This window comes from Azospira sp. MPR-LB4 (genome assembly GCF_058809525.1).
The window spans coordinates 1,591,236-1,616,524 of the sequence record NZ_CM179521.1 but is presented as its reverse complement, the minus strand read 5'-3'; the positions used below and the strand labels follow the sequence as shown (position 1 = coordinate 1,616,524).

The 25,289-nt window shown below is 62.3% G+C and carries 20 protein-coding genes and 1 pseudogene; 16 read left to right on the top strand and 5 right to left on the bottom strand.

The annotated features are described in order from the left end of the window. The first annotated feature begins 135 nt into the window (after positions 1-135). The 4 genes and pseudogenes from AC3QLZ_RS07405 to moaA all read left to right on the top strand — a co-directional run bounded on the left by AC3QLZ_RS07405 (position 136) and on the right by moaA (position 3,015). Positions 136-711 (top strand): NapC/NirT family cytochrome c, encoded by a 576-nt coding sequence (locus AC3QLZ_RS07405; protein WP_014235268.1) that lies wholly within the window; start codon positions 136-138, stop codon positions 709-711. Between the two features lie 54 nt (positions 712-765). Then, positions 766-1,626: an ethylbenzene dehydrogenase-related protein gene (locus AC3QLZ_RS07400; RefSeq protein WP_014235267.1), complete on the top strand. Its 861-nt coding sequence runs from the start codon at positions 766-768 to the stop codon at positions 1,624-1,626. A 60-nt stretch (positions 1,627-1,686) separates the two neighbouring features. After that, positions 1,687-1,830, top strand: a pseudogene (tatA, locus tag AC3QLZ_RS07395) (twin-arginine translocase TatA/TatE family subunit); the annotation flags it as partial. Between the two features lie 213 nt (positions 1,831-2,043). Next, positions 2,044-3,015, top strand: coding sequence for a GTP 3',8-cyclase MoaA (moaA, locus tag AC3QLZ_RS07390; protein WP_014235266.1), 972 nt, complete (start codon positions 2,044-2,046; stop codon positions 3,013-3,015). A gap of 564 nt (positions 3,016-3,579) precedes the next feature. On the opposite strand, the gene AC3QLZ_RS07385 is transcribed toward moaA, so the two are convergent. After that, positions 3,580-4,434, bottom strand: coding sequence for a hypothetical protein (locus AC3QLZ_RS07385; protein ID WP_014235265.1), 855 nt, complete (start codon positions 4,432-4,434; stop codon positions 3,580-3,582). An 802-nt stretch (positions 4,435-5,236) separates the two neighbouring features. Between AC3QLZ_RS07385 and AC3QLZ_RS07380 the strand changes: the two genes are divergently transcribed. Beyond that, entirely contained in the window at positions 5,237-5,569 is a 333-nt protein-coding gene (locus AC3QLZ_RS07380) for a hypothetical protein (RefSeq protein ID WP_014235264.1), read from the top strand. Positions 5,570-6,040: 471 nt separating this feature from the next. Here AC3QLZ_RS07380 and AC3QLZ_RS07375 read toward each other — a convergent pair whose 3' ends face one another. Beyond that, the gene (locus tag AC3QLZ_RS07375; protein ID WP_014235263.1) at positions 6,041-7,117 is read right to left on the bottom strand and encodes an integrase; all 1,077 of its coding nucleotides are present in this window, start codon (positions 7,115-7,117) and stop codon (positions 6,041-6,043) included. Positions 7,118-7,407: 290 nt separating this feature from the next. Between AC3QLZ_RS07375 and AC3QLZ_RS07370 the strand changes: the two genes are divergently transcribed. The 5 genes from AC3QLZ_RS07370 to AC3QLZ_RS07350 all read left to right on the top strand — a co-directional run bounded on the left by AC3QLZ_RS07370 (position 7,408) and on the right by AC3QLZ_RS07350 (position 12,471). After that, positions 7,408-7,632 carry a PP0621 family protein gene (locus tag AC3QLZ_RS07370; RefSeq protein WP_014235262.1) on the top strand — a complete coding sequence of 75 codons (225 nt, stop codon included), beginning with the start codon at positions 7,408-7,410 and terminating at the stop codon, positions 7,630-7,632. Positions 7,633-7,641: 9 nt separating this feature from the next. Further along, entirely contained in the window at positions 7,642-9,255 is a 1,614-nt protein-coding gene (locus tag AC3QLZ_RS07365; protein WP_014235261.1) for a two-component system sensor histidine kinase NtrB, read from the top strand. Further along, entirely contained in the window at positions 9,236-10,609 is a 1,374-nt protein-coding gene (locus AC3QLZ_RS07360) for a sigma-54-dependent transcriptional regulator (protein ID WP_014235260.1), read from the top strand. The genes AC3QLZ_RS07365 and AC3QLZ_RS07360 overlap by 20 nt, the downstream gene beginning before the upstream one ends. Next, positions 10,609-11,181, top strand: coding sequence for a 1,6-anhydro-N-acetylmuramyl-L-alanine amidase AmpD (gene ampD / locus AC3QLZ_RS07355; protein WP_014235259.1), 573 nt, complete (start codon positions 10,609-10,611; stop codon positions 11,179-11,181). The genes AC3QLZ_RS07360 and ampD overlap by 1 nt, the downstream gene beginning before the upstream one ends. 471 nt (positions 11,182-11,652) lie before the next feature. Then, entirely contained in the window at positions 11,653-12,471 is an 819-nt protein-coding gene (locus AC3QLZ_RS07350) for a hypothetical protein (protein ID WP_492783548.1), read from the top strand. Positions 12,472-12,616: 145 nt separating this feature from the next. On the opposite strand, the gene AC3QLZ_RS07345 is transcribed toward AC3QLZ_RS07350, so the two are convergent. Both AC3QLZ_RS07345 and AC3QLZ_RS07340 read right to left on the bottom strand, forming a co-directional pair. Then, positions 12,617-13,774 (bottom strand): pyridoxal phosphate-dependent aminotransferase, encoded by a 1,158-nt coding sequence (locus tag AC3QLZ_RS07345; RefSeq protein WP_014235257.1) that lies wholly within the window; start codon positions 13,772-13,774, stop codon positions 12,617-12,619. 101 nt (positions 13,775-13,875) lie between these two features. Further along, positions 13,876-15,735 carry a phosphoenolpyruvate carboxykinase (GTP) gene (locus tag AC3QLZ_RS07340; protein ID WP_014235256.1) on the bottom strand — a complete coding sequence of 620 codons (1,860 nt, stop codon included), beginning with the start codon at positions 15,733-15,735 and terminating at the stop codon, positions 13,876-13,878. A 445-nt stretch (positions 15,736-16,180) separates the two neighbouring features. Between AC3QLZ_RS07340 and AC3QLZ_RS07335 the strand changes: the two genes are divergently transcribed. From AC3QLZ_RS07335 to pbpG, 3 genes are all read left to right on the top strand, one after another. Continuing rightward, complete coding sequence (locus AC3QLZ_RS07335) at positions 16,181-18,457, top strand: NADP-dependent malic enzyme (RefSeq protein WP_014235255.1); 2,277 nt, start codon at positions 16,181-16,183, stop codon at positions 18,455-18,457. 177 nt (positions 18,458-18,634) lie between these two features. Then, the gene (locus AC3QLZ_RS07330; RefSeq protein WP_014235254.1) at positions 18,635-19,816 is read left to right on the top strand and encodes a patatin-like phospholipase family protein; all 1,182 of its coding nucleotides are present in this window, start codon (positions 18,635-18,637) and stop codon (positions 19,814-19,816) included. A gap of 116 nt (positions 19,817-19,932) precedes the next feature. Beyond that, positions 19,933-20,952 carry a D-alanyl-D-alanine endopeptidase gene (pbpG, locus tag AC3QLZ_RS07325; protein ID WP_014235253.1) on the top strand — a complete coding sequence of 340 codons (1,020 nt, stop codon included), beginning with the start codon at positions 19,933-19,935 and terminating at the stop codon, positions 20,950-20,952. 81 nt (positions 20,953-21,033) lie between these two features. Here pbpG and AC3QLZ_RS07320 read toward each other — a convergent pair whose 3' ends face one another. After that, entirely contained in the window at positions 21,034-21,867 is an 834-nt protein-coding gene (locus AC3QLZ_RS07320; RefSeq protein WP_014235252.1) for an IclR family transcriptional regulator, read from the bottom strand. A 160-nt stretch (positions 21,868-22,027) separates the two neighbouring features. Here AC3QLZ_RS07320 and AC3QLZ_RS07315 point away from each other — a divergent pair, with 160 nt between their 5' ends. From AC3QLZ_RS07315 to AC3QLZ_RS07305, 3 genes are all read left to right on the top strand, one after another. Continuing rightward, positions 22,028-23,467 carry a LutB/LldF family L-lactate oxidation iron-sulfur protein gene (locus tag AC3QLZ_RS07315; RefSeq protein WP_014235251.1) on the top strand — a complete coding sequence of 480 codons (1,440 nt, stop codon included), beginning with the start codon at positions 22,028-22,030 and terminating at the stop codon, positions 23,465-23,467. 108 nt (positions 23,468-23,575) lie between these two features. Beyond that, entirely contained in the window at positions 23,576-24,313 is a 738-nt protein-coding gene (locus AC3QLZ_RS07310; RefSeq protein WP_014235250.1) for an aldehyde dehydrogenase family protein, read from the top strand. A gap of 4 nt (positions 24,314-24,317) precedes the next feature. After that, complete coding sequence (locus AC3QLZ_RS07305; protein ID WP_014235249.1) at positions 24,318-25,286, top strand: D-2-hydroxyacid dehydrogenase; 969 nt, start codon at positions 24,318-24,320, stop codon at positions 25,284-25,286. Positions 25,287-25,289: the final 3 nt, after the last annotated feature.

Genomic DNA, 25,289 nt, shown 5'->3' with positions numbered 1-25,289 from the left:
TTGCCGCGAACCTTGGGCTCTTGCCCAAGGTTCGCTAGCCATACGCTGCAGCATTCGAGCACTTGAGTTACTGAAGCTCACCTTGCTTGTTTCAGATCGCGGAGTAACTGACTCGCAATTAAGTATGCCAATTTAATGAAAAACATTCTCAAATCGCTGCGCCAACCAAGCACTAAATATTCACTATTGGGTTTGCTCTCGGTTGGCTTTATCGCAGGCATTTTTTTTTGGGGGGGCTTTAATACAGTAATGGAAGCCACCAACACGCTTGAATTTTGTATTTCATGTCATGAAATGCGTGACAACGTATATCAGGAATACAAGGAAACCATTCACTTTGCCAATCGAACTGGCGTTCGCGCTGTTTGTTCGGACTGCCATGTACCCAAAGATTGGGGGCACAAAATGATGCGCAAGATCCAAGCGAGTGGCGAAGTCTACGGCAAACTTATGGGAACCATTGATACCAAGGAAAAGTTTGAGGCCAAGCGCCTCGAGTTAGCCGAGCACGAATGGGCGCGAATGAAAGCCAGCGATTCGCGCGAATGCCGCAACTGTCACAGTTTCGAAGGCATGAATACAGAAAAACAAAAACTTCGCGGCGCGAAAATGCACAAAATCGCCCAAGACGAAAAAAAGACCTGTATCGATTGCCACAAAGGTATTGCCCACCGCAAGCCGAAAGGTATGAAAGAGGATGATGACGAGTGATCGTCCTCGCATATCCCTGACACCAATTATCGACAAATCGTCTGGAGTATTTAAATGAAAAAAAGTGCTTTATCAGTAGCTATTTTGGGTACCGTATTTTCCCTTGGGTCTCAAATCGCAAATGCCGCGCCGGACTGGAGCAAAGTTCCGAAAAGAGATATTCAGGTGTTCCATCCTGGTGTAACTCCGATTGAATGGATTGCTAAGAAATCTGATCACAGTGGTCGGACCGGACTGATTAAAGGAGAAAGCTGCGTTGGATGCCACGAAGAAAAAGGCGGACTTAATTTTGATATGAAACGCTTGGCGGGAAAGGATCTGGAGCCGTTCGGTGCTCCAAAAACGATGAATTTCCCTGTCTCTATGCAGGTTGCGTACGACAAGGAGTACGCCTATATCCGCCTGACTTTCAAGGCCCCTGCTGGAGCAGCCAATACCGCCGACAAGGAGAATGAAGTCAAGGTTGCTGTTATGTTTGCCAATGACAAAGTTTCGGCTGCCTCCGGTGACAAAGCGATTCCGGGCGACCAAGTTGGTTGCTGGGCAACCTGTCACGCAGATGCGCGCACTATGCCCGGGGCCGACGACAAAAAGACGAAGTACGTAAAGGATGGTGCCTATGAACTGATGCAGTGGAAGAGTTCTAAGGGGGCGAAGGTTGTTGATGGATCTATTAGCGATAAGCGCAATATGGAAGGCGGCACGACCGGCGCGAAGGCTGAAGGGGTTAAGGCGGGGGATATGTACACCGTCACTTTTACACGCAAGTTTTCGGGTGCCTTAGCTGAGGGCAAAGCCGTGCCGTTTGGCATTGCGGTACATTCCGATCATTCAACCGGTCGCTTCCACCATGTTTCGCTTGGCTACAAACTTGGTTTTGGCGCTGATGGCGATATTAAAGCCATTAAGCAGTAAGTGTTTTACCGCGCCAGCATTCTTTGGGGACGAAATGCAGAGGGCGTTTTAGGACAAATGATGGGGACTCTTAGTCTTTGGCATTGGTTGCTCGTTCTGGCCATCATTCTCCTTATTTTTTGGACCAAAAAGCTGCCCAATATTGGTCGGGATTTAGGTGGCGCAGTTAGGGGTTTCAAGGAGGGCGTATATAAGGTGGACTCCCTCAATCGGGACAAAACCTAAGACGCGCGGTGCTTAAACGGCATTCCATGCGGAGTGACGTATAGCCAACCTATTGCGATTAGGAAGGCCGCCCATTTCAGACCAAAGTCTGTCAGTGTTTCTGTTGATAACACGATGCAACAATGTCTTATTGCATATTTTTAGTCGATGGCGCGCAAGAGTGTGCACCTACTTTGGTGAAGTCATGAGTCGATGTTAATTGATGGTTGTGGTCGTCGGATAGACTATCTCCGATTGTCGGTGACTGATCGTTGCGACTTGCGATGCGCGTATTGCATGCCGCCAGAGTTTGACAATTATGAAATTCCCGATAATTGGTTGACGCTCAGTGAGATTGTGCGGATATGCAAGATATTCATTGATCTTGGGGTTTCCAGGGTGCGTCTTACCGGTGGCGAACCCTTGGTAAGATCCAGAATCGGAAATCTAGTCCGAGATGTCGGGCAACTCCCGGGATTGAATGATCTTTCCCTTAGTACCAATGGCACACGATTGGCGCAATTTGCGTCTAACCTTCTGGCCTCCGGTGTTACGCGCCTGAATGTCAGCCTTGATACGTTGTCGCCAAGTCGATTCCTGACGTTGACTCGGCGCGATGCTTTGCACGATGTCCTCGCAGGACTCGAGGTCGCACGAGAGAGTGGATTTCGCCTGATTAAGATCAACATGGTTTGGTTACCCGAATTCAACGGTGACGAACTGGATGCAATGATCACGTACTGCATGGAACGCAATTTTGTGTTGCGCTTGATCGAGAACATGCCAATGGGAGATAGCGCACGTCAACTTGGTACCTCGTCCCTCCAGCCTCTAATCGGCCAACTTAGAGAGCGCTTCCAGTTGGTCGATCACATCGTTGCTGGTGGAGGCCCTGCTCGTTATCTTGCGACCCGGGATCGCTCATTCTCGGTCGGCTTTATTACGCCGATGTCCCAACACTTTTGCGAGGCATGTAACCGTGTCAGGGTTTCGGTAACTGGCACGTTGCATCTATGTCTTGGTCAGAATGACCGTCTCGACCTATTGCCAATGTTGCGTGGAGGATCGAACGATCAGGAAATCGCCGATCAAATTCGTGCAGTAGTTATGCTAAAGCCATTGAGACATGAATTCGAGACGAATCCCAAGAAGATCATTCGTATCATGGCCTCTACCGGCGGATAATTAGCGCTCTGGCGTCTGTAAATGTGCGGCTTCATGCGTGGGAATGAACATCGGTTTAAGGCTACCGTACTATAGTTTCCAACACGATTATCCGGTGTGGGTACCAAGTCTAAATTGAAGAATTCGATAACCGGCCGCTAGGTTTGATCAAGATTGGATGTTTTTCGCCAATTGGTTGAATGGCGGTAAAGCGAACTACTTCTGCCGCTAAACCAGTAGGTCGTGAATGGCCGTTCTGGCCGAATTACGGACGTTCAGCTGATGCTTTCCAAGCAGCTCAGGGTGCGAACTTATCATGGGATATTTGGGGTTGAGGACTGGGGCAATAGCTCCCAGTTCTCAACCAAGCACCAAGCACCAAGCACCAAGCACCAAGCACCAAGCACCAAGCACCAAGCACCAAGCACCAAGCACCAAGCACCATGCACCATGCACCAATCTCCGGGCCACCGGTTGAATCGCCCCGCCTTCAGTAGTCGATATTTACAGAGTAGAAGGGTAATTCCCTTTTCTGGTTGTTTGATCTTCTGGTCGGGGCGAGCCTAGCGTCTCGCGGCAAAAGCTTTAAAGACTCGGATCGAGTGGGATGTTGCTAAGGAAGTCAGAATTGTGGGAATGCGCTTGCCGAAATTGACCGTTCTCATGGAGGATGAAGCGGACACCTTGGGATATAAAGGAGGGCGTATCGTAGTGGTCTTTGGGAGCCCAATGTCCTCGGTTATTTTTTTCCCACACTGTCAAAGTGCTCCCTGGCGCCATTGCCGCACGGTAGCGGCGTTCTATAGCAGGGGCGTCGGTTACGATCACAAACTCCGCATAGAGCGGTCCCTTTTGGGGATCAAGCCCCTTTCCAACTGCCAGGACGAATTCGTCCAAGCGGCGCTCCCACTTTGCCGTTAGCTCCACCTCGACGGCTGTTCGGCGCCCATCCCAAGCAATCCACACCACATCCGGGCGTTTCTGGCCGGGTTTGTCGCCGTCCGGAGCCACGAAACGTTCCGTCAGGTAGTCGTGGATGTTCCCATTTTCGAGTTCTTGAACAGTGATCTGTTGGGCCAGGAGATTGTGGCGGATCAGCTGTTGGTTCACTCGGTAGGGATCCAATTCAGGATACGGCGCCAGCTTGTCAGCAAATCGCTCAGCCTCCTGGTAGCCAGATTTAGTCAAAGTGAAAATTGCTCTCGGTGTCCCAGATTCTGTTTTTGTGGCAACTAGGAGGCCACGCCTCTCTAGCTTTTTGGCATAGCCGCCAGCTGTCTGGTCTGCCACCTGCCGAATAATTTCAGCGCTCGAATATCCCCAGCGGTAGACCCACGTTAGGACGGCTTGGCGCTTCTGGATGCTCCTCTCGTGGGGAGATTGCCCGCCCATAAAGTCCATAGCGCGGGGTGGTTTTTTTTTGAGCTTTCCTTCGGACATTCCTTTGACCCTTGTATCGTTTTTACAGATACGAACCACCATAGCAGGTCGGATATGGTGATTTCAGCGAAACTCCTCCGTCCCTGCGGGACTCCGCGCCCTGGGTCGTCCCTGCGGGACTCCTTGCCGGGCTTGGGCTCTGGGCCGATGGCCCTTCGCGCCCTAGGTCGGGGCTGCGCCCCTCCTTGCCGGGCTTGACGGGGCCGCCGCGCAAAGCGCGGCTACCCCCCTTCGGGGGCTTCGCTGCGCGGCTGCGCCTCTTGCTCGGTCCCTACGGGACGCATACCCACCCCTTTTTTCGTCGCTTTGCTCTCGAAAAAGGGGACCCCTGGTATGCCCTTCCCTCGCCGTTGGCTCGGCCCGAACGGGGGTAGCCGCGCTTCGCTCGGCGGCCCGGGCTTCGCCCCCATCCGGATGCGGCGGGCCAACTCGGCTGCGCCTCGCAAATGGCCCCCCTTACCCGACGGCTCCCCCACCGGGGCGGCTGCCCCGGCCCCGGGGGAAACTGTGTTTCCCCCCATGTCCCCCCAACTCGGCTGGTTCCCAGCCTCGCAAATGGGGGCACATGGCTCCCCCGTGCCTGTCCGGCGCTCCTGCTGGCGCTGGGCTTGGCCAGGCTGGTGGGCTCGGAAACGCCGTCACATGCTTCTCATGTCTCCGGATGACAGGCGTCCTCGGGTGACGCTGTCGTGACGTGACAACAGATTGATTATATTGAATATTTATTGATTTTTTGGTGTCGTGTTGATAGGCTAAATCCATTGGCTCGGTGAGCCAAATGCCAATCGTCAGGGAGCCCAGAATGGTTACGCGAGTTTTTCAGGTGGTGATCGCGGTTTTAGTTTTCCCGTACTTCTTTGCCAAGAGCCTTTTTAGAGAACAGGAGTGGGATGTTGCTTTGGGGGGCGTGGCAGTGATGGGCATGTTCATTCTTTTGGCTTTATTTCTTCTCCCGTTTTCCGTACCAGCCATCGTCTCCAAGGCGGGAATTGCACTATTTGTCATCTGTGCCCTGATATGCACCGTGGTGTTCGATGATTGGGTCATGCTAAATAGGGAGCAGCGACGTACTAATCAGCTGTTGGAAGAAATAAAGAATCAGAGAGCGACCATTAAGGGAGATGAGAATAAATGAGTCTGTTCTGAGTCTTTTGTCTGCTGCTTTTATCTACTGCGGTACAGGCTGCCGAGGTGACCTATTCTTTGAGTGGAGATTTCTCTCCTTCCTGCCTGACGGGGAAATGGGTTTTTGTGGTCGCCACGGACTCTGTCGTGAAGGATAGGGTGGTGGGAACGTTAGTTAAAGCAGGTGTCAGCCTGGCAGAGCGCCCGGAGGATGGCGTCGTACTGTTGATTGAAGGCGCCCTACCTCTCTCTAAGACCGGGCGGCCAGGGCTGGCAAGCAGGGAGGCAACGTAGAGCGCCCCGCAAATGTGCTAACGATCTCTATGTCGGGCTTGGATTTGCTGGCCGAAAACAGCGATCAAACCCTTAAACGGCGACCAGAACAGATTCCAGCCATTCTGGAATCCTTCCGTGAAGCCGATTTTTATTTCTCTGAAATGACTCATGCCTTGCTCCAGGGTAGGGGCGTTATTGCAGTTCGCTAATCCAATTTAAGGGCTAAGTCTGACGCTTTGGGGTGATAGTAGCGTTTCAGCATTCGGATGTCTTTGTGTCCCGTGACCGCGGACAATTCCAAGATATTGTCCAGTTTCTCAGCAATTCTGCTGGTGGCTTCATGGCGAAGATCATGAAGCCGTAAGTCCAAGAGTCTATCGTCAGGGCGAGTGCCGTTCCTCTCACATTCTGCAACATAGTCAGCACGTGCCCGGTTTCGTGCCCGCTCAAACCCTTTTTTAACCGCATCAGCTGTGATGGGGAACACCAGGCCGCTGGGGTCATGCGGAAGTTGTCGTAGCGTAGCTGCTGCTAAAGATGACAAAGGAACCGTCCTTGCATCCCCGTTCTTTGTTTCCGGGAGATGGGCTGTTCGTTCTTCGAGACTTACGTCCTCCCACCTGAGAGAAAGCAGCTCTCCACGCCTCATTGCAGTATGTATAGCTAGCTGCACAAATGGTTTGATCCATGGGTTGCGGCTACCTTTGCGATATTGCTTGGAACCTTCATGATCGTCAGCATGGTCTTCCAGGGCTTGCATTAGTCGCGTCTCTTCGTCCCAGTTCAATCGACGCTCTCTTGCTTTAGCGGGGCGGGGGCGTTCAATTAGGGCGACGGGATTTTCTGGAAGGTGAATTCCCCAAGCTTTTCTTGCTTTCGTGACGGCAGAGCTAATGATGTCTATCTCTCGTCTTACAGTGGCCGAGGACACCAATTTTTGACGTCGCGCTATGAAGTCAGACAAGGCAGATCCGGACAGCGCACTCATCTTGTAGCTGGAGATACGATCCTTCAATAGCGCATTGATCCGGAACGTCTCGGCGTCTCGGCCTTTATGGGACGGCACAACTTCATCTCGGAAGCGGCAGAGAACCTGGGCCAGGGTATTCTTATCTGCCTCACGGCGATCTTGGAATAACCCCCTGTCCATCTCGCCTTCTATGTCTCTGGCCCACTTTTCCGCTTCCCCCTTCGTGTTGAACGTCCTAGTCTGGTTTGGGTAGCCTTTACGTCGCACTTGGCAGTGCCACTGGAAGTCGCCTTTCTTTCGGATTGTGGCCATGGGGCTTTCCGGGTGTTGTCTGTGCCAATATTGTGCCATTAAGTCTATAAAAATGGCTATAATCCGCAATATTACTTATATTTGGCTAGCGTTCGGGACGCAGGAGTCGGAGGTTCGAATCCTCTCACCCCGACCAATTTTCAGAAAAGCCACTCATCCGAGTGGCTTTTTTGTTTTCCGGGTGTCGGTGGCCCTTGGAGCGCAGCTGTTCTTCGCCGGCCCCGGGCCTCGTGGCCGTGGTGGAGCCTCTGCTATGCTGTCGCTCTGATTGCTTGTGCAGCCGGAATGCCATGTCCAAGTTTCTGTTGTTCATTCTCTTTGTCGGCCTCGCCTGGTGGTGGTTCAGGGGGCGCGGCGTATCGCGTGGATTGGGCGGCGGGGCCCCCGTCAACCCGCCGGTGGAGCGGATGGTGGTGTGTCGTGGCTGTGGCGTCTATCTGCCGGAAAGCGATGCTCTGGTGGTTCGGGGGAATCCCTATTGCTGCGCCGAGCATGTTGTTCGTGACGATGGCTGAGGGCGTGCCTTGTCGTTCCTGAATGTTCCGCCTGTCGAGGTTTCCGAAGCGCACTGGAAGTCGCTGCGCTATTTCAATTTCTACCGCCTGGTTGCCGCCTTCCTCCTCTATGGGGCGGCCTATCTGCATCCGTCCAGCTTCGAGCTGGTGCCGGCCACCGATCAGTCCCTCTATACGTGGACGGCCTTCGTCTATTGCCTGGCCACTGCCTGCTCGGTGTTGTTGCTGGCCTTCTGGCGTCGTCATTTCAATCTGCAGTTGTCGGGCCAGGTGCTCCTGGATGTGGTGGCCCTGACGGTCCTGATGCATGCCAGCGGGGGGCTGCGTGGTGGCCTGGGGGCCATGCTCCTGGTCTCGCTGGCCGGGGCGGGGCTGGTCGGGCAGGGGCGATTGGTGCTTTTCTATGCGGCCCTGGCAACCCTTTCCATGCTGTTCCAGCAGTTGCTGCTGGCCTTGAGCAGCGAATTCGACCCCTCCGCCTTTTTCCAGGTCGGCCTGCTGGGGGCGGGTTTTTTTACCTCGGCGATTTCGGCCCGTCTCCTGGCCCGTCGCGTGGTGGCCAACGAAGAGTTGGCGCGCAAGCGCGGCGAAGCGCTGGCCAACCAGGTCTGTGTCAGTCAGCGGGTGATCGAGGAAATGCAGGATGGCGTCCTGCTGGTCAGCCCTCTGGGCGAGGTGCACCTGCATAATCCCCGGGCCGAGGCGCTCCTGGGATTGACGGCGGGGGAGGCTGGCAACCTGGAGCGCTGTTCGCCGGCCCTGGAAGGGCACTTTCTCCGCTGGCGGAGGCGGGAAGGCAGCAAGGACGAGAGCGGCCTGGTCTTCCACGTCCCGCGCAACGGCAAGCAGCTGTTTGCCCGTTTTCTCGAGACCCCGAGCAGTGCCGGTGACACCCTGATTCTGCTGGAGGACATGGACCGCCTGCGCGAGGAGTCCCGCCAGATGAAGCTGGCGGCTCTGGGGCGGTTGACCGCCAATATCGCCCACGAAATCCGCAATCCCCTGTCCGCCATCAGCCATGCCGGTGAGCTGCTGCGGGAAGATGCGGACCCGAAGGGCGGGGATGCCCGACTGGTGCGCATCATCCTGGACAATACCCAGCGCCTGGAGCGCATCGTGCGCGACGTACTCGAGCTGGGACGGCGGGACCGCTGCCATCCGGAGTCCATCGATCTCAATGCTGCATTGGCGGCCTATCTGGACGAGTTGCAGTCCAAGGCGGAGGCGGCTCCCGGCGTGCTGTGCCTGGAAGGATTGGCCGGAGCCGAACTGGAGTTTGATCGTACCCATCTGCACCAGGTGCTGTGGAATCTGCTCAGCAATGCATTGCGGCACAGCCGGCAACAACCCGGTAGCGTGCAACTACGCGTTGCCTACGGCAATGGCGGCATGGTGGAGCTGCATGTGGAGGATGATGGGCCCGGCATTCCCGAAGCCATCCGGGAGCAGGTGTTCGAACCGTTCTTTACCACCCATGGCAAGGGGACCGGCCTGGGGCTCCACATTGCGCGGGAACTGTGCGAAGCCAACGGGGCGCAGCTGGAGTTGTTGAGCGAGTCCAGGGCCGGTGGAGCCCATTTCAGAATAACGGGAAGGAGAGGGCATGGCTCAGGCCAAAAGTGAACGCCGCGCCAGGGGGGCGCTGGCCCGGGTGCTGGTGGTGGATGACGAAGCGGATATCCGGGAACTGGTGGACCTCACCCTGTCCCGCATGGGGCTGGCGGCGGATTGCGCCGGCACCGTGGCCGAGGCTCGGGAGTTCCTTGCCCGGGAGTCTTACCAGCTGTGCCTGACCGACATGCGTTTGCCCGATGGGGAAGGGCTGGAACTGGTGCGCCTCATCGGCGAGCAGTACAGCGAGACGCCGGTGGCCGTGATCACCGCCTTCGGCAGCACCGAGAACGCGGTGGCGGCCCTCAAGGCCGGGGCCTTCGACTATCTGGCCAAGCCGGTGGCCCTGGATCAGCTGCGTACCCTGATCAAGTCGGCCATCGATCTGCCGGTGGCATCCGCGGCCGAGGGGGCGCCCCGCAGCGAGGCTCTGCAGCTGCTCGGCGATTCCCGGGCCATGAGCACGGTGCGGGAGATCATCGCCAAGCTGGCCCGCAGCCAGGCGCCGGTTTACATCTCCGGCGAATCCGGCTGCGGCAAGGAACTGGCGGCCCGCCTCATCCACGAGCAGAGCAACCGCAGCCAGGCGCCTTTCGTTCCGGTGAACTGCGGGGCCATCCCCGAGAACCTCATGGAAAGCGAGTTCTTCGGTTATCGCAAGGGCGCCTTCACCGGTGCCGAGCAGGATCGGGAAGGATTCTTCCAGGCAGCGGGGGGCGGCACCCTGTTTCTCGACGAGGTGGCCGACCTGCCCCTGTCCATGCAGGTCAAGCTGCTGCGGGCCATCCAGGAAAAGCGGGTGCGCAAGGTGGGCGCCACCGTGGAGGAGGCGGTGGATGTGCGCCTCATCTGTGCCACCCACCAGGACCTGAAGGCCTGCGTCGAGGCCGGCACCTTCCGCCAGGATTTGTACTACCGTCTCAACGTCATCGAGTTGCGCATGCCGCCGCTGCGGGAGCGGGCCGAGGACATTCCCCAGCTGGCTCGTGCCTGTCTCGACCGTCTGGCCCATCAGGCGTCGGCGTTGCCGCTGACGTCCGCGGCCGAAGCGGCGCTGTGTCGCTACACCTTCCCCGGCAACGTCCGCGAACTGGAGAATATTCTGGAGCGGGCCACGGCGCTATGCAGTGGCAGCGAGATCGACGAAGGCGACCTGCAGCTTTCCCTTGCCGATGACGGTCATCCCGATGCCGGTTCCGAAGGGCGCGGCGGCGAGTCTCTCGATACCTATCTGGACCGTCTGGAGCGCCAGGCGATTCAGGAGGCGGTAGTTCAGACCCAGGGCAATCGCACGGCGGCGGCGCGCCTGCTCGGCATCACCTTCCGCTCCCTGCGCTATCGCATGGCCCGTCTGGGGATCGAGTGATGACGGAGCGCTTCGATGCCGAGGGCTGGCTGGCCGGCGCAGTGCGGCGCGAGTCGCCCAATCAGGACGAGCGGCCCGAGGGAGAGCGGCCGAGCCTGGTCGTCATCCACGCCATCAGCCTGCCGCCCGACGACTTCGGCGGCCCCTGGATTTTCGATCTGTTCGACAACACCCTGGACCCGGCGGCCCATCCCTACTTCGCCTCCATTCACCATCTGCGTGTCTCTTCCCACTTCCTGATTCGTCGCGATGGCGAGCTGGTGCAGTTCGTTTCCTGCGACAAGCGTGCATGGCATGCAGGTGTCTCCGAGTGGCTGGGGCGGGAGCGCTGCAACGATTTTTCCATCGGCATCGAGCTCGAAGGATGCGATGCCATGCCCTTCGAGCCGGCCCAGTACGATGCCCTGAAAGCCTTGCTGCAAGCCATTCTCCGGCACTACCCCATCAGTGCGGTGGCCGGGCATTGCCACATCGCCCCTCAGCGCAAGACCGATCCCGGCCCCCATTTCGACTGGCAGCAATTGCGTTGCGAGTTCGCAACCGTGCGCTTTCCAGCCATGCAAAAGAGTTAAAAAACACTTGCATAGGAAATACCCCATTACTAGAATTAGGCCCAAATCACAATGGGCACACTAAATCTAGTGGTCACTTACGCAAGCACGCCAAAACAGCTGCAAAGCAAATCCCGGAACGCCAAGACTGGCGCGGGACTCGGCTTCTTCACCCCTCCGCGACCGTGAATCGCCAAGAGCCGAGAATGACGCCCCGCCCTTTCCATCCCATCGCGTTTGTCCCCGGTTCTTTCCGTTGCCGTCGACCTGCGGCAACGTCCAGCCTCCTCCCCGAATTATTCTGCCGACGCCTGCTGGCGTCGTTGCGTATTGCCGCTCACGCGTCTTCAGTTCGTTCGCGTGTTGCCGCTCCGTATTCAACCGGCGCTTCCTCCGGAAGGTCGATGAATGGTCCGTGCTTTTCCCGGGCGGATCTCGTTTTGTCCGTTGTGTCTTAAAGCCAATTTTCGATCCTGGAGAAGGAGGTTATTTATGGCAACCGCAAAGAAGACGAAGACCGAGGCCGCCAAGGACAAGAAGTCCCCGGCGAAGGCTGCTGCTAAACCCGCTGTGAAGAAGGCTGCTCCGGCCAAGGCTGCTGCCAAGCCCGCCGCGAAGAAGGCTGCTCCGGCCAAGGCTGCTGCCAAGCCCGCCGCGAAGAAGGCTGCTCCCGCTAAGGCTGCTGCCAAGCCCGCCGCGAAGAAGGCTGCTCCCGCTAAGGCCGCTGCCAAGCCCGCTGTGAAGAAGGCTGCTCCCGCTAAGGCTGCTGCCAAGCCCGCCGCGAAGAAGGCTGCTCCGGCCAAGGCTGCTGCCAAGCCCGCCGCGAAGAAGGCTGCTCCGGCCAAGGCTGCTGCCAAGCCCGCCGCGAAGAAGGCTGCTCCCGCCAAGGCTGCTGCCAAGCCCGCCGCGAAGAAGGCTGCTCCCGCTAAGGCTGCCGCCAAGCCCGCTGCGAAGAAGGCTGCTCCCGCCAAGGCTGCTGCCAAGCCCGCTGTGAAGAAGGCTGCTCCGGCCAAGGCTGCTGCCAAGCCCGCTGCGAAGAAGGCTGCTCCCGCTAAGGCTGCCGCCAAGCCCGCTGCGAAGAAGGCTGCTCCCGCTAAGGCTGCCGCCAAGCCCGCTGCAAAGAAGGCTGCTCCGGCCAAACCCGCTGCGGCTCCCGCCAAGGTGGAAGAGAAGAAGCCCGAAGTTGCTGCCGCTCCGGCCGCTGCTCCGGCGCCGGCTCCGACCCCCTCCACCGCCGCCACTCCGGGCCTGAAGTCCGCCCTGAACCCGGCTGCCGCCTGGCCTTTTCCGACCGGCTCCCGCCCGAAATAAGCGGCGGAACAGGCACAACGGACAACAACCCCCGACCTAGGGGGTTGTTGTCCGTTTTCTTTTGGGGAATCCGCCGGGCAAGTCAGCAGGCGGATTGGGAAACATGGTGCTGGAGGCTGCGAGTGGGGCCCGGTGCTGGCGGGTGTCAGGCGAGTAGCTGGCGAATCCGTTCCACGCCTTCGGCCAGGCGTGCTTGTGCGTTGGTGTAGGCGAAGCGGACGTGGCTGCTGGCGCCGTGGTTGCCGAAGTCGATACCGGGAGTGATGGCGACGCCGGCCTCTTCCAATAGGCGGCGGGCAAAGCCGAAGCTGTCGTCGGTCAGGGTGCTGCAGTCGGCGTAGAGATAGAAGGCGCCTTCGGGCTGGGCGGTGATGCGAAAGCCGATGGCTTCCAGGGCCGGTGCCAGATAGTCCCGGCGGGCCTTGAATTCGGCGCGGCGCTGTTCCAGCAGGGCGATGGTCTCCGGCTGGAAGGCGGCCAGGGCGGCGTGCTGGGCCGGTGTGGAAGCCGAGATGAAGAGGTTCTGGGCCAGCTTCTCCACGTCCCGCACGAAGGGTTCGGGAATGACCAGCCAGCCCAGGCGCCAGCCGGTCATCTGGAAATACTTGGAGAAACTCTGGACGACGAAGATGTTGTCGCCGGCCGCCAGGGCCGTGGGGGCGTCGCCGTTGTAGGTGAGGCCGTGGTAGATCTCGTCGATGATCAACTGCCCCTGGCGCTGGCGCACGAAGTCGGCGATGTCGGCCAGTTCGGCGGCGTCGAGCATGGTGCCGGTGGGATTGGCCGGCGAGGCGAAGAGGGCGCCGGCGGTGCGTTCGTTCCAGTGCTGTTCCAGGTCCAGGCGGGTCGGCTGGAAATTGCTGGCGGCGCCGACCGGGATGCTGACCGGAACGCCTTCGAAGGCGCGTACGAAATGGCGGTTGCAGGGATAGCCCGGGTCCGTCAGCAGCCACTCGCTGCCGGGGGCGGCGAGGCAGGCCAGGGCCAGGGTGAGGGCGCCGGAGGCGCCGGCGGTGATGGCGATGCGGCTGGCCGGCACGGCGATGCCGTAGCGCTGCCGATAGAAGCCGGAGATGGCTTCCCGCAACTCGGGCAGGCCCAGGGCCGGGGTGTAGAAGACGCGACCGTCCTGCAGGAATTCCCGGGCGGCGGCGAGGATGGGTTCCGGAGTGGGGAAGTCCGGTTCGCCCACTTCCATATGGATGATGTCCCGCCCCTGGGCTTCCAGCTCCCGGGCCCGGCCCAGCAGTTCCATGACGTGGAAGGGGGCGATGTCGGCGAGGCGGGGGGCGGAGACGGGCATGGCGGCTTTCCGTGGGGCGGTGGGTGTAGAGGGGAGGGGCTGCGGACAAAAAGAAAGGCCGCCCTGGGGCGGCCTCTCAATCTTAGCGCAGGCGCTGGTGCTTAGGCGACGTCCTTGAACAGGCCCAGTTCGAACAGTTCGCGCTTCAGGGTCAGTTCCTTGGGCAGCTTTTCGCCCAGCTTGTCGAACCATTCCTTGTGCAGTTCCAGTTCCTTCTGCCAGGCATCGGCGTCCACGGTGGTGAGGGCGTCGAAGTCGGCCTTGTCGACGTCGGTGCCGGTCCAGTCGATGTCCTCGAAGCGGGGCATCCAGCCCAGCTTGGTTTCCTTGGCGGCGATGGTGCCCTTGCAGCGTTCGACGATCCACTTCAGCACGCGCATGTTGTCGCCGAAGCCGGGCCACATGAACTTGCCTTCTTCGTCCACGCGGAACCAGTTCACGCAGAAGATCTTCGGGGTGGCTTCCACGGTGTGGCCCATCTTCAGCCAGTGGTTGAAGTAGTCACCCATGTGGTAGCCGCAGAAGGGCAGCATGGCGAAGGGGTCGCGACGCACCACGCCCTGGGCGCCGAAGGCGGCAGCGGTGGTTTCGGAGCCCAGGGTGGCAGCCATGTACACACCGAAGTTCCAGTTGAAGGCCTGGTACACCAGGGGCACGGTGGTGGCGCGGCGGCCGCCGAAGATGAAGGCGGAGATGGGCACGCCGGCGGGATCTTCCCAGGCCGGATCGATGGAGGGGCACTGGGCGGCCGGAGCGGTGAAGCGGGAGTTGGCGTGGGCAGCCTTGCGACCGGCCTTGCCGTCTTCCGGGGTCCAGTCCTTGCCCTGCCAGTCGATCAGGTGAGCCGGGGCTTCCTTGGTCAGGCCTTCCCACCACACGTCGCCGTCATCGGTCAGGGCCACGTTGGTGAAGATGATGTTTTCCTTGAGGGTGGCCAGGGCGTTGAAGTTGGTCTTCTCGCTGGTGCCGGGGGCCACGCCGAAGAAGCCGGCTTCCGGGTTGATGGCGTAGAAGCGGGTGACGCCGTCCTTGTCCACGCGGGGCTTGATCCAGGCGATGTCGTCGCCGATGGTGGTGATCTTCCAGCCGTTGAAGGACTTGGGCGGGATCAGCATGGCGAAGTTGGTCTTGCCGCAGGCGGAGGGGAAAGCGGCTGCCACGTAGGTCTTTTCGCCTTCGGGGGATTCCACGCCCAGGATCAGCATGTGCTCGGCCAGCCAGCCCTGGTCGCGGGCCATGGTGGAGGCGATGCGCAGGGCAAAGCACTTCTTGCCGAGCAGGGCGTTGCCACCGTAGCCGGAGCCGTAGGACCAGATTTCACGGGTCTCGGGGTAGTGCACGATGTACTTGACGGTGGGGTTGCAGGGCCACTTGGAATCCTGCTGGCCCGGCTCCAGGGGGGCGCCCACGGAGTGCACGCAAGGCACGAACTCGCCATCGGTGCCCAGCAGTTCGCTGACGGCCTTGCCCATGCGGGTCATGGTGCGCATGTTCACAACCACGTAGGCGGAGTCGGTGATCTCGATGCCGATATGGGCGATGGGGGAGCCCAGGGGACCCATGGAGAAGGGGATGACGTACATGGTGCGGCCCTTCATACAGCCCTTGAACAGGCCGTTGAGGGTCTCGCGCATCTTGGCGGGCTCTTCCCAGTTGTTGGTGGGGCCGGCGTCTTCCTTCTTCTCGGAGCAGATGTAGGTGCGGTCTTCGACACGGGCCACATCGGAAGGATCGGAGAAGGCCAGGTAGGAATTGGGGCGCTTGGCTTCGTTGAGCTTGATCAGGGTGCCGGCGGCGACCATTTCGGCGCACAGGCGGTCGTATTCCTCCTGGGAACCGTCTGCCCAATAAACACGGTCAGGCTGGGTGAGGGCGGCGATTTCCGCCACCCATTTCTTGAGGCCCTCGTGTTTGACGTAATCGGGAGCGTTGATCGGGGCGACGGTGTTGGAAGTACTCATGGTCTCCAGGTCTCCAGGAAGAGGTAAAAAATCCGAAAAATGAAACTAAAGAGAAATCAGGACCGCCAAAACGAAAACGCCCGACCTCGGTGAGGGCGGGCGAGCTTTTCGCGGAGCGCGTTGTCCTGGTTTTCCTGAGTGCGGCTCTTCTTGGGGAGCGACCGTTTGCTCACTGTGGGGCACGCGCACAGACACACGGCGCGGAGGGCGTCGCTGTCGGAGATCGCAGGAGAGGAACTGGCCTGCCTGCGGAGGTTTGCCGTGAAAAGCATGCTCGGCTTGGTTGTGGCGCGGTGAGCCCTTGACTACAGTGAATGAATCGGCGGGATTCAGGAAAGCGCGGGATTATGCCACAGGATCAGTCCAATAGAAACTCGACTATGGGGGATTACCCTGATATATTCTTTCGTATCGTGAAACGACTTTTTGCATAGTGGATAGAACCATGGACAACAAGCAGCTGCGCGAAGCCGCCCTCTACTACCATCGCCATCCCAAGCCGGGGAAGATCTCGGTCCAGCCCACCAAACAGCTGACCAACCAGTACGACCTTTCCATGGCCTACTCCCCCGGGGTGGCCGCCGCCTGCGAAGAGATCGTCGCCAATCCGGCCGAAGTCTCCACCGTCACCGCCCGGGCCAACCTGGTGGGCGTCATCACCAACGGCACCGCCGTGCTGGGCCTGGGCAACATCGGCCCCCTCGCCGCCAAGCCGGTGATGGAAGGCAAGGGCGTGCTGTTCAAGAAATTCGCCAACATCGACGTCTTCGACCTGGAAATCGAGCAGCGCGACCCGGACATGCTGATCGAGACCATCGCCTCCCTGGAGCCCACCTTCGGCGGCATCAACCTGGAAGACATCAAGGCCCCCGAGTGCTTCTATATTGAGAAGAAGCTGCGGGAACGGATGAAGATCCCCGTCTTCCACGACGACCAGCACGGCACCGCCATCGTAGTCGGCGCCGCCATCCTCAACGGCCTCACCTATCTGGGCAAGGACCTGAAGCAGATCAAGCTGGTCACCTCCGGTGCCGGCGCTGCCGCCCTGGCCTGCCTCGACCTGCTGGTGATGCTCGGCGTGCCGGTGGAGAACATCTGGGTCACCGACATCAAGGGCGTGGTCTATGAAGGCCGCGTCGAGGAGATGGACGAGATCAAGGCCCGCTATGCCAAGAAGACCGATGCCCGCACCCTGGGCGAGGTCATCGAGGGCGCCGACGTGTTCCTCGGCCTCTCCGCCGGCGGCGTGCTGAAGCAGGACATGGTGGCCAAGATGGCCAAGAATCCCCTGATCCTGGCCCTGGCCAATCCCACGCCGGAAATCCTGCCCGACCTGGTGAAGGAAGTGCGGGACGACGCCATCATCGCCACCGGCCGTTCCGACTATCCCAACCAGGTGAACAACGTCCTCTGCTTCCCCTTCATCTTCCGCGGCGCCCTGGACGTGGGCGCCACCACCATTACGGAAGAGATGAAGCTGGCGGCGGTGAAGGCCATCGCCGAACTGGCCCGGGCCGAGCAGAGCGAGATCGTCGCTGCCGCCTACGGCGAGAAGGTCTCCGGCTTCGGCCCCGAGTACCTGATTCCCAAGCCCTTCGATCCCCGCCTCATCGTCAAGATCGCCCCGGCCGTGGCCCGGGCCGCCATGGATTCGGGCGTCGCCACCCGGCCCATCACCGACTGGCCCGCCTACCTGCAGAGCCTCAACGAGTTCGTGTACCACTCCGGCCTCATCATGAAGCCGGTGTTCGCCCAGGCCAAGGCGGCGCCCAAGCGCATCATCTACGCCGAAGGCGAGGACGAGCGGGTGCTGCGGGCCGTGCAGGTGGTGGTGGAAGAGCGTATCGCCCGGCCCATCCTCATCGGCCGCCCGGCGGTGATCAATGCCAAGGTGGAAGCCGCCGGCCTGCGCATCCGCGAGAGCCTGGACTTCGACATCCTGGACCCGGACAACAACCCCCGCTACGACGAGTTCTGGCAGGAATACCACCGCCTGATGGAGCGCCGCGGCGTCTCCCTCGACTACGCCAAGCGCGAAGTGCGCCGCCGCCACACCCTGTGCGGCTCCCTGGCGGTGCGCCTGGGCATGGCCGACGGCCTCATCTGCGGCACCTTCGGCCGGCACCAGCTGCACCGCTTCTATGTGAAGCACGTCATCGGCACCAACGACCGCTCCAGCAGCTACTACACCCTCAACCTGCTGATGCTGCCGGGCCGCACCGTGTTCATCGGCGACACCTATGTGAACTACGACCCCAGCGCCGAGCAGCTGGCCGAGATGACCCTGCTGGCAGCGGACGAAATCCGCCGCTTCGGCATCACGCCCAAGGTGGCCCTGCTCTCCCATTCCACCTTCGGCACCGAGGACACTCCCACCTCCCTGAAGATGCGCAAGGTGCTGGAGCTGCTGGCCGAGCAGGCGCCGGAACTGGAGGCCGAAGGCGAAATGCACGGCGATGCCGCCCTGGACGAGCAGATCCGCCTGCAGGGCTTCCCCAACTCCCGCCTCAAGGGCCAGGCCAACCTGCTGGTGATGCCCACCCTGGATGCCGCCAACATCTCCTTCAACCTGTTGAAGACGGCTGCCGGCGACAACCTCACCGTGGGTCCCATCCTCATCGGCACCGCCCGGCCGGTGCATATCCTGACCCCCACCGCCACGGTGCGCCGCATTGTTAACATGACGGCCCTGACGGTGGTGGATGCGGGCACCGAGCGCTGATCCGGGCTTTGGCCCCGGCTGCCGGCCCCAAACGCCCCGACGCTCCGGCGCCGGGGCGTTTTTACGTCTGCCCGCCGGCCCAGGCGGGGCGCCATGCCTGGGCCGGCCATGGCGGCGAGGCCCGTCCCTGCTGCATTGCAACGTGATCCTGCCCGGGGCCCGCCTTACACTGGGATGATGGCTGACTCCCCTTCAAACTCCCCGTCCTCCCTGCCTCCCGGCAGTGCCGGTGCCACCGCCCTCGTCTTGTCCGGCGGCGGCGCCCGGGCCGCCTATCAGGCCGGGGTGCTGCGGGCCATCGCCGAACTGCTGCCCGATGCCCGGCGCAATCCCTTCCCCATCATCTGCGGCACTTCCGCCGGCGCCATCAATGCCGCCGGCCTGGCCTGCGGTGCGGAAAATTTTCGCGGCGCCGTGCAGCGCCTGGTGGGGGTGTGGGAGGCCATGGAGGTCAACCGGGTCTATCGCGGCGACGCCCTCGGCGTCGGCATCGCCGGTGCCCGCTGGCTCTCGGCCCTGGCCTTCGGCTGGCTGCTGCGGCGCAATCCCCGCTCCCTGCTCGACAACGGCCCCCTGCGCGAACTGCTGGCCGGGGAGCTGGACTTTCACGGCATCGACCGGGCGGTGGGCAGCGGCGCCCTGCAGGCCCTGTGCATCACCGCTTCCGGCTACAACTCGGGACAGAGCGTCAGCTTCTACCAGGGCCTGGCCCATATCGACCCCTGGGAGCGGGCCCAGCGGGTCGGCGCCCGGGCCCGCCTGACGGTGGAACACCTGATGGCCTCCTGCGCCATTCCCTTCATCTTCCCAGCGGTAAAGCTTAACCGGGAGTGGTTCGGCGACGGCTCCATGCGCCAGCTGGCGCCCATCGCCCCGGCCATCCACCTGGGGGCCGAGCGCATCCTGGTGGTAGCCGCCGGCCGCCTGGGCCAGGAGCGCCAGGCCCGGGGCGGCGGCGAAGGCTACCCGTCCCTGGCCCAGGTGGCGGGCCACGCCCTGTCCTCCATTTTCCTCGACGGCCTGGCGGTGGATATCGAGCGCCTGACCCGCATCAACCGCACCCTCTCGGTCATCCCGCCGGAAGTGCGGCAGGCCTCGGGGCTGGCCCTGCGGCCGATCCAGACCCTGGTGCTGTCGCCCTCGGAGCGGCTCGACCACCTGGCGGCGCGCCACGCCCGCAGTCTGCCCTGGCCGGTGAAGACCCTGCTTTCCGGCATCGGCGCCCTGCGCCGCAATGGCGGCGCCCTCACCAGCTACCTCCTGTTTCAGGCCGATTACACCCAGGCCCTGATGGATCTGGGCTACCGGGACACCCTGGCCCGGGGCGACGAGGTGCGGGCCTTCCTTGACCTGGGTTGAAACCTGTTGAATTGCTTAAGGAAACTACGCCATCTCATTATTTTTCTTGAAGTATTAAGAACTCTGATTAAACTGACGTAAAATCCCTGTAACCCGACACCTCGCAGGAGAAATAAATGCGGAAGACGTTCATTCCCGCATTGCTGCTGGGTCTGGCAGCTGTTGCCGTGGCCGTTCCGCCGGCCGCCGAAGCCTCCCAGTCCAAGGCACGCAAGACTTCAAAATCCGCCCCCGCCGCCAAGGCCGCCAAGCCGGTCAAGGCCTCGACGAGCAAGCCGGCCACCGCCAGCAAGCCCAAAGTGATTTCCCAGAACGTGCGCAATTCCAATGTGCGCCGTGCTTCCGCCGTTCCCGCCGACTTCGGCGAAGCCCAGCGCCTGGCCGTCCAGTCCAGCGCCGCCCTGGTTCTGGACCAGGGCAACGGCGAAGTGATCTACCAGAAGAACGCCTCCGCCGTGGTGCCCATCGCTTCCATCACCAAGCTAATGACCGCCATGGTGGTGCTGGATTCCCAGCCCAACCTGTCGGCTCCGGTGACCATCGGCGAAGAGGACATCGACACCCTCAAGGGCAGCCGCTCCCGCCTTTCCGTCGGCACCGTGCTGACCCGGGAACACGCCCTGCTGCTGGCCCTCATGTCTTCCGAGAACCGGGCCGCCCACACCCTGGCGCGGCATTATCCCGGCGGCCTGCATGCCTTCGTCGAAGCCATGAACCGCAAGGCCCGCTCCCTGGGCATGATGGACACCCACTTCCAGGATCCCACCGGCCTCACCAGCAACAACGTGTCCACCGCCAACGATCTGGCCAAGATGGTGGCTGCGGCCCATACCTACCCCCTGATCCGGGAGTTCTCCACCACCTCCGGCGCCATGGTGGAAACCAATGGCCGCCTGCTGGAGTACCACAACACCAACGCCCTGGTGAAGAGCACCACCTGGGATATCGGCCTGTCCAAGACCGGCTACATCCAGGAAGCGGGCAAGTGCCTGGTGATGCAGGCCCGGGTGGCCGAGCGCCCGGTGGTCATCGTGCTGCTGGATTCCGCCGGCAAGATGACCCGCATCGGCGACGCCAACCGCATCAAGCGCTGGATGGAAAGCGCCTCCCTCGGTCGCCGCACCAGCCGCGCCTGAGTTTTCGGCACCCAGCAAAAAGGCCGCGCATTGCGCGGCCTTTTTCTTTTGCCGGGCCGGGCGCTGTCGCCCGCCACCCGCCTATTTGCGCGGTTTGCTGTAGCCCAGGGCCTGGGAGATTTCGTCGGCGGTGCGCCGCACCTGGTCCACCCAGTCCGGATTGTGGCGGTCGGTGGGGGCGGAGACGGAGAGGCAGGCCACCAGATGGCCTTCGTCGTCGTGGATGGGAGCGGCGACGCACTTCAGGCCGATTTCCGCTTCCTCGTTGTCGAAGGCGATGCCGTGGCGGCGGATCTTGTCCAGTTCCTTTTCCAGGGCGGCCATGGTGGTCAGGGAGTGGGGCGTCTTGCCTGGCAGGCCGGTGCGCTTGGCGTATTCCTTCACCTCCTGGGCGCCGGCCTCGGCCAGGAACAGCTTGCCGACGGAGGTCAGGTGCAGGGGGGCGCTGCCGCCCACCAGATACACCACCCGCACCAGGGAGCGGCCGCTGGAGGTGCGTTCGATATAGACGATCTCGTCGTCCCGGCGCACGCCCAGGTTGATGGCCTCGCCGATGGTTTCGTGCAGGGTCTGCATGAAGGGCAGGGCCACTTCCCGCAGGTTGATGCGGGACTTGACCAGGTTGCCCAGCTCCAGCAGACGGATGCCGAGGCGGTAGGTGCCCTGGTCGTGACGCTCGACGAAGCGGGCGTGGGTCATGGCCGCCAGGATGCGGTGGGCGGTGGAGGGGTGGAGCTGGGTGGCCTGGGCCAGCTGCTTCAGGCTGGCCGGGTCCGGCTGGGCGGACAGGGCGTCGAGCAGGGACATCATGCGCTCGATCACCTGGATGGAACTGCGGCTTTCCGGCTTCTCGCCGGCCGTCTTGGCGGCAGCCCGGGGGCTGGCCTTGCCTGCACTGCTTGCACTCTCTGCCATGTTCTCTCGGTCGCTTTCTTTATCGCATCCCTGGGTTTGTTCCCGGGAGCACTATAATTCGGCTTTCGCAGCCGTGGCGGGCAATTTTCGCATTATGGAATTGTGCGTCGCAATATATTTTTGACTTTTTTCTTGCCCTTCCCTGCATAAGGCTCTTCTCGTGGAAGTTAAGTCCCTCCAATTTCGCGCCCGGGCGGCTGAGCGCCTGGCCGATCCGGCCCTCCAGTCCAAGCTGGGCGGTGCCAAGCAACTCTTCGTCGGCGGCCGGGCCCGGGTGGTGGCCGAATTCGACAGCGTCGGCCAGGCCGGCGACTTCGAAACCCTGCGCGGCATCGGCGCCGAGATCCGGGATACGGCCCTGACGGACCTGGATGCCTGGCTCGAGGCCTTCGAGGCCAAAGCCACCGCCACCGGCGCCACCGTGCTGTGGGCCCGGGACGGCCGGGAGGCTCAGCAGCTGATCGTGGACATCGCCAAGCGCCACGGGGTGAAGAAGGTCATCAAGTCCAAGTCCATGCTGTCCGAGGAGGCCGGCCTCAACGAGGGCCTGGAGGCCGCCGGGGTGCAGTCGGTGGAAACGGACCTGGGCGAGTACATCCTGCAGCTGGCCAAGGAACCGCCCTCCCACATCCTGGCGCCGGCCATCCACAAGAACAAGGAAGAGGTGGACGAACTGTTCGCCCGCTGCCACGGCCGCCCGGTGACGCCGGAAGGCCAGATCGACATCCCGGCCCTGACCCGGGAAGCCCGGGTGGCCCTGCGGGAACACTTCCTCTCCGCCGACATGGGCATCACCGGCGGTAATTTCCTGGTGGCCGAAACCGGTTCCGTGGCCCTGGTCACCAACGAAGGCAACGGCCGCATGGTGACGACCCTGCCCCGGGTCCATGTGGCGGTGGTGGGCATCGAAAAGGTCATTCCCACCCTGGAAGACCTCTCCGCCCTGCTGCGCCTGCTGACCCGCTCCGCCACCGGCCAGACCATCTCCAATTACGTTTCCCTGCTCACCGGCCCCCGGGCCGAGGGTGCGGTGGAAGGCCCCGAGCACATGTACTTCGTGCTCATGGACAACGGCCGCGCCGGCCTGGTGGGCGGCGATTTCCAGGAGATGCTGCGCTGCATCCGCTGCGGCGCCTGCATGAACCACTGTCCGGTGTACCAGAGCATCGGTGGCCACGCCTACGGCTGGGTCTATCCGGGCCCCATGGGCTCGGTCCTGACGCCCCTCTACACCGGCCTGGAACAGGCGCCGGACCTGCCCCAGGCGGCCACCCTGTGCGGCCAGTGCAGCATCGTCTGCCCGGTGAAGATTCCCCTGCCCGAACTGCTGCGCAAGCTGCGGGAAAAGCAGATGGAAACGGAACTGCGCCCCTGGCAGGAACGCTGGGCCCTGCGCACCTGGGGCTTCTTCGCCGCCCGGCCGCGCCTGTACGCCCTGGCCGCCGGCCTCGGCGCCCGGGCCCTGAAACTGCTGGCCGGCGGCAAGGCCTCCATCCGCACCCTGCCCGGCGTGCCCGAATGGAGCCGGGGACGGGATTTCCCGGCGCCCCAGGGCAAGACCTTCCGCGAGCTGTACGCCGCCCGCCGCCGGCAGGATTGAGCCGAACACCCGGCGCCGGCCAGGATTGAAGCGGATCAAGGTATTGGCCGCCGATCCCGCCTACGCTCCGGGGCCAGACGAATTTTCAAATTATTGAGGACAGCCACCATGATGCTCACCCCCAACGAAGCCCCGGCCCTGCCCCTGTGGATTGGCGGTCGCGCCTACCTGACCATGGCTCCCGTGTTCCGCGACATCCAGAACGCCGCCGGCGAAGTGCTGCGCAAGGTGCCCCTGTGCGGCGCCGACGAGGTGGCGACGGCGGTGGACAACGCCCGCCTGGCCCTGCCCACCTGGTCCGCCGCCGACGTGGAAACCCGCCGCGGCTGCCTCAAGAGCGTGGCCGACAGCCTGGACCGCTACGCCGGCCATTTCGCCAAGCTGCTGGTGGAAGAGACCGGCTGCGACCAGGGCGTGGCCCAGGCCGAAGTGGCCGCCACCATCGCCTGCCTGCGCCAGATGCCGGCGCCCCACGGCCAGCCCCGCCTGGTGGCCGGCCTCAGCGACAACGTGGCGCCCCTGCTGGCCCCCGCCGCCCTGGCCGCCTCGGCCCTGGCCGCCGGCGCCGTGGTGGTGCTCAAGCCCAGCCCCCTGGCCCCGTCCTGTGCCCTGGCCCTGGCCGAGCTGTTCACCCGGGCCGGCGTGCCTGACGGCGCCTGCAACCTGGTCCAGGGCGACGAGGCGGTGCTTAAGGCCCTGGCCGAGCATCCGGGCGTGGATCTGCTGGCCTTTGCCGGCGCCGCCGAACTGGCGGAAAAAATCCAGTCCCTGATCGGTGCCCGCACCCTGGTGGCCCTGGCTCCGGCCGCCGTCACCGGCACCCTGCAGGCCGCCCTGCAGGACTGAGCCCATGCATCGCATCGTCTATCTGGAGCGGGAATCCATCCGCGCCGAGGTGCGGCGCCCCGCCTTCGCCCACGAGTGGACCGAGTACGCCCGCACCACGGCAGCGCAGCTGGAAGAGCGCCTGGCCGGGGCCAGCATCGCCATCGTCAACAAGCTGCCCATCAGCGGCGCCCTGATGGCCCGGCTGCCCCAGCTGAAAATGGTGGCGGTGGCCGCCACCGGCACCAACAACGTGGATCTGGAGGCGGCCCGGCGCCAGGGCATCGTCGTCAGCAACATCCAGGGCTATGCGGTGCATACCGTGCCCGAGCACGTCTTTTCCCTGCTCCTGGCCCTCTCCCGCAACCTCCTGGCCTACCGCCAGAGCGTGGCCGAGGGGCGCTGGCAGCGTGCCGAACAGTTCTGCTTTTTCGACCATCCCATCCGGGACCTGCACGGCGCCACCCTGGGGGTGGTCGGCGGTGGCAGCCTGGGCCAGGGCGTGGTGCGTCTGGCCCAGGCCTTCGGCATGAAGGTGCTGCAGGCCGAACGCAAGGGGGCTGCCGTGGTGCGTCCCGGTTACACCGCGTTCGCGACCGTGCTGGCCGAAGCCGACGCCCTCAGCCTGCACTGCCCGCTGACGGCCGAGACCCGCCACCTGATCGGGGCGGCGGAACTCCAGGCGATGAAGCCCTCGGCCCTGCTCATCAACACCGCCCGCGGCGGCCTGGTGGACGAGGCCGCCCTGGCCCGGGCCCTGCGGGAGGGCTGGATCGCCGGCGCCGGTTTCGACGTGCTCACCGCGGAACCGCCGACGGACGACCATCCCCTGCTGTCCCCGGACCTGCTGGCTGCCCCCAATTTCCTGCTGACGCCCCACGTGGCCTGGGCCAGCGCCCCGGCCATGCAGGCCCTGGCCGACCAGCTGATCGACAACCTTGAAGCCTTCGCCCGGGGAGCCATGACTCCCGGTGCGGCGAACCGCGTCGCCTAAGGA

Coding starts and splice junctions, on each gene's coding strand:
- AC3QLZ_RS07350 (WP_492783548.1), top strand. CDS start 11,653: ATGGCAACCGCAAAGAAGACGAAGACCGAGGCCGCCAAGGACAAGAAG.
- AC3QLZ_RS07405 (WP_014235268.1), top strand. CDS start 136: ATGAAAAACATTCTCAAATCGCTGCGCCAACCAAGCACTAAATATTCA.
- AC3QLZ_RS07370 (WP_014235262.1), top strand. CDS start 7,408: ATGTCCAAGTTTCTGTTGTTCATTCTCTTTGTCGGCCTCGCCTGGTGG.
- AC3QLZ_RS07385 (WP_014235265.1), bottom strand. CDS start 4,434: ATGTCCGAAGGAAAGCTCAAAAAAAAACCACCCCGCGCTATGGACTTT.
- AC3QLZ_RS07320 (WP_014235252.1), bottom strand. CDS start 21,867: ATGGCAGAGAGTGCAAGCAGTGCAGGCAAGGCCAGCCCCCGGGCTGCC.
- moaA (WP_014235266.1), top strand. CDS start 2,044: ATGTTAATTGATGGTTGTGGTCGTCGGATAGACTATCTCCGATTGTCG.
- ampD (WP_014235259.1), top strand. CDS start 10,609: ATGACGGAGCGCTTCGATGCCGAGGGCTGGCTGGCCGGCGCAGTGCGG.
- AC3QLZ_RS07340 (WP_014235256.1), bottom strand. CDS start 15,735: ATGAGTACTTCCAACACCGTCGCCCCGATCAACGCTCCCGATTACGTC.
- AC3QLZ_RS07380 (WP_014235264.1), top strand. CDS start 5,237: ATGGTTACGCGAGTTTTTCAGGTGGTGATCGCGGTTTTAGTTTTCCCG.
- AC3QLZ_RS07310 (WP_014235250.1), top strand. CDS start 23,576: ATGATGCTCACCCCCAACGAAGCCCCGGCCCTGCCCCTGTGGATTGGC.
- pbpG (WP_014235253.1), top strand. CDS start 19,933: ATGCGGAAGACGTTCATTCCCGCATTGCTGCTGGGTCTGGCAGCTGTT.
- AC3QLZ_RS07360 (WP_014235260.1), top strand. CDS start 9,236: ATGGCTCAGGCCAAAAGTGAACGCCGCGCCAGGGGGGCGCTGGCCCGG.
- AC3QLZ_RS07335 (WP_014235255.1), top strand. CDS start 16,181: ATGGACAACAAGCAGCTGCGCGAAGCCGCCCTCTACTACCATCGCCAT.
- AC3QLZ_RS07305 (WP_014235249.1), top strand. CDS start 24,318: ATGCATCGCATCGTCTATCTGGAGCGGGAATCCATCCGCGCCGAGGTG.
- AC3QLZ_RS07345 (WP_014235257.1), bottom strand. CDS start 13,774: ATGCCCGTCTCCGCCCCCCGCCTCGCCGACATCGCCCCCTTCCACGTC.
- AC3QLZ_RS07375 (WP_014235263.1), bottom strand. CDS start 7,117: ATGGCCACAATCCGAAAGAAAGGCGACTTCCAGTGGCACTGCCAAGTG.
- AC3QLZ_RS07330 (WP_014235254.1), top strand. CDS start 18,635: ATGGCTGACTCCCCTTCAAACTCCCCGTCCTCCCTGCCTCCCGGCAGT.
- AC3QLZ_RS07400 (WP_014235267.1), top strand. CDS start 766: ATGAAAAAAAGTGCTTTATCAGTAGCTATTTTGGGTACCGTATTTTCC.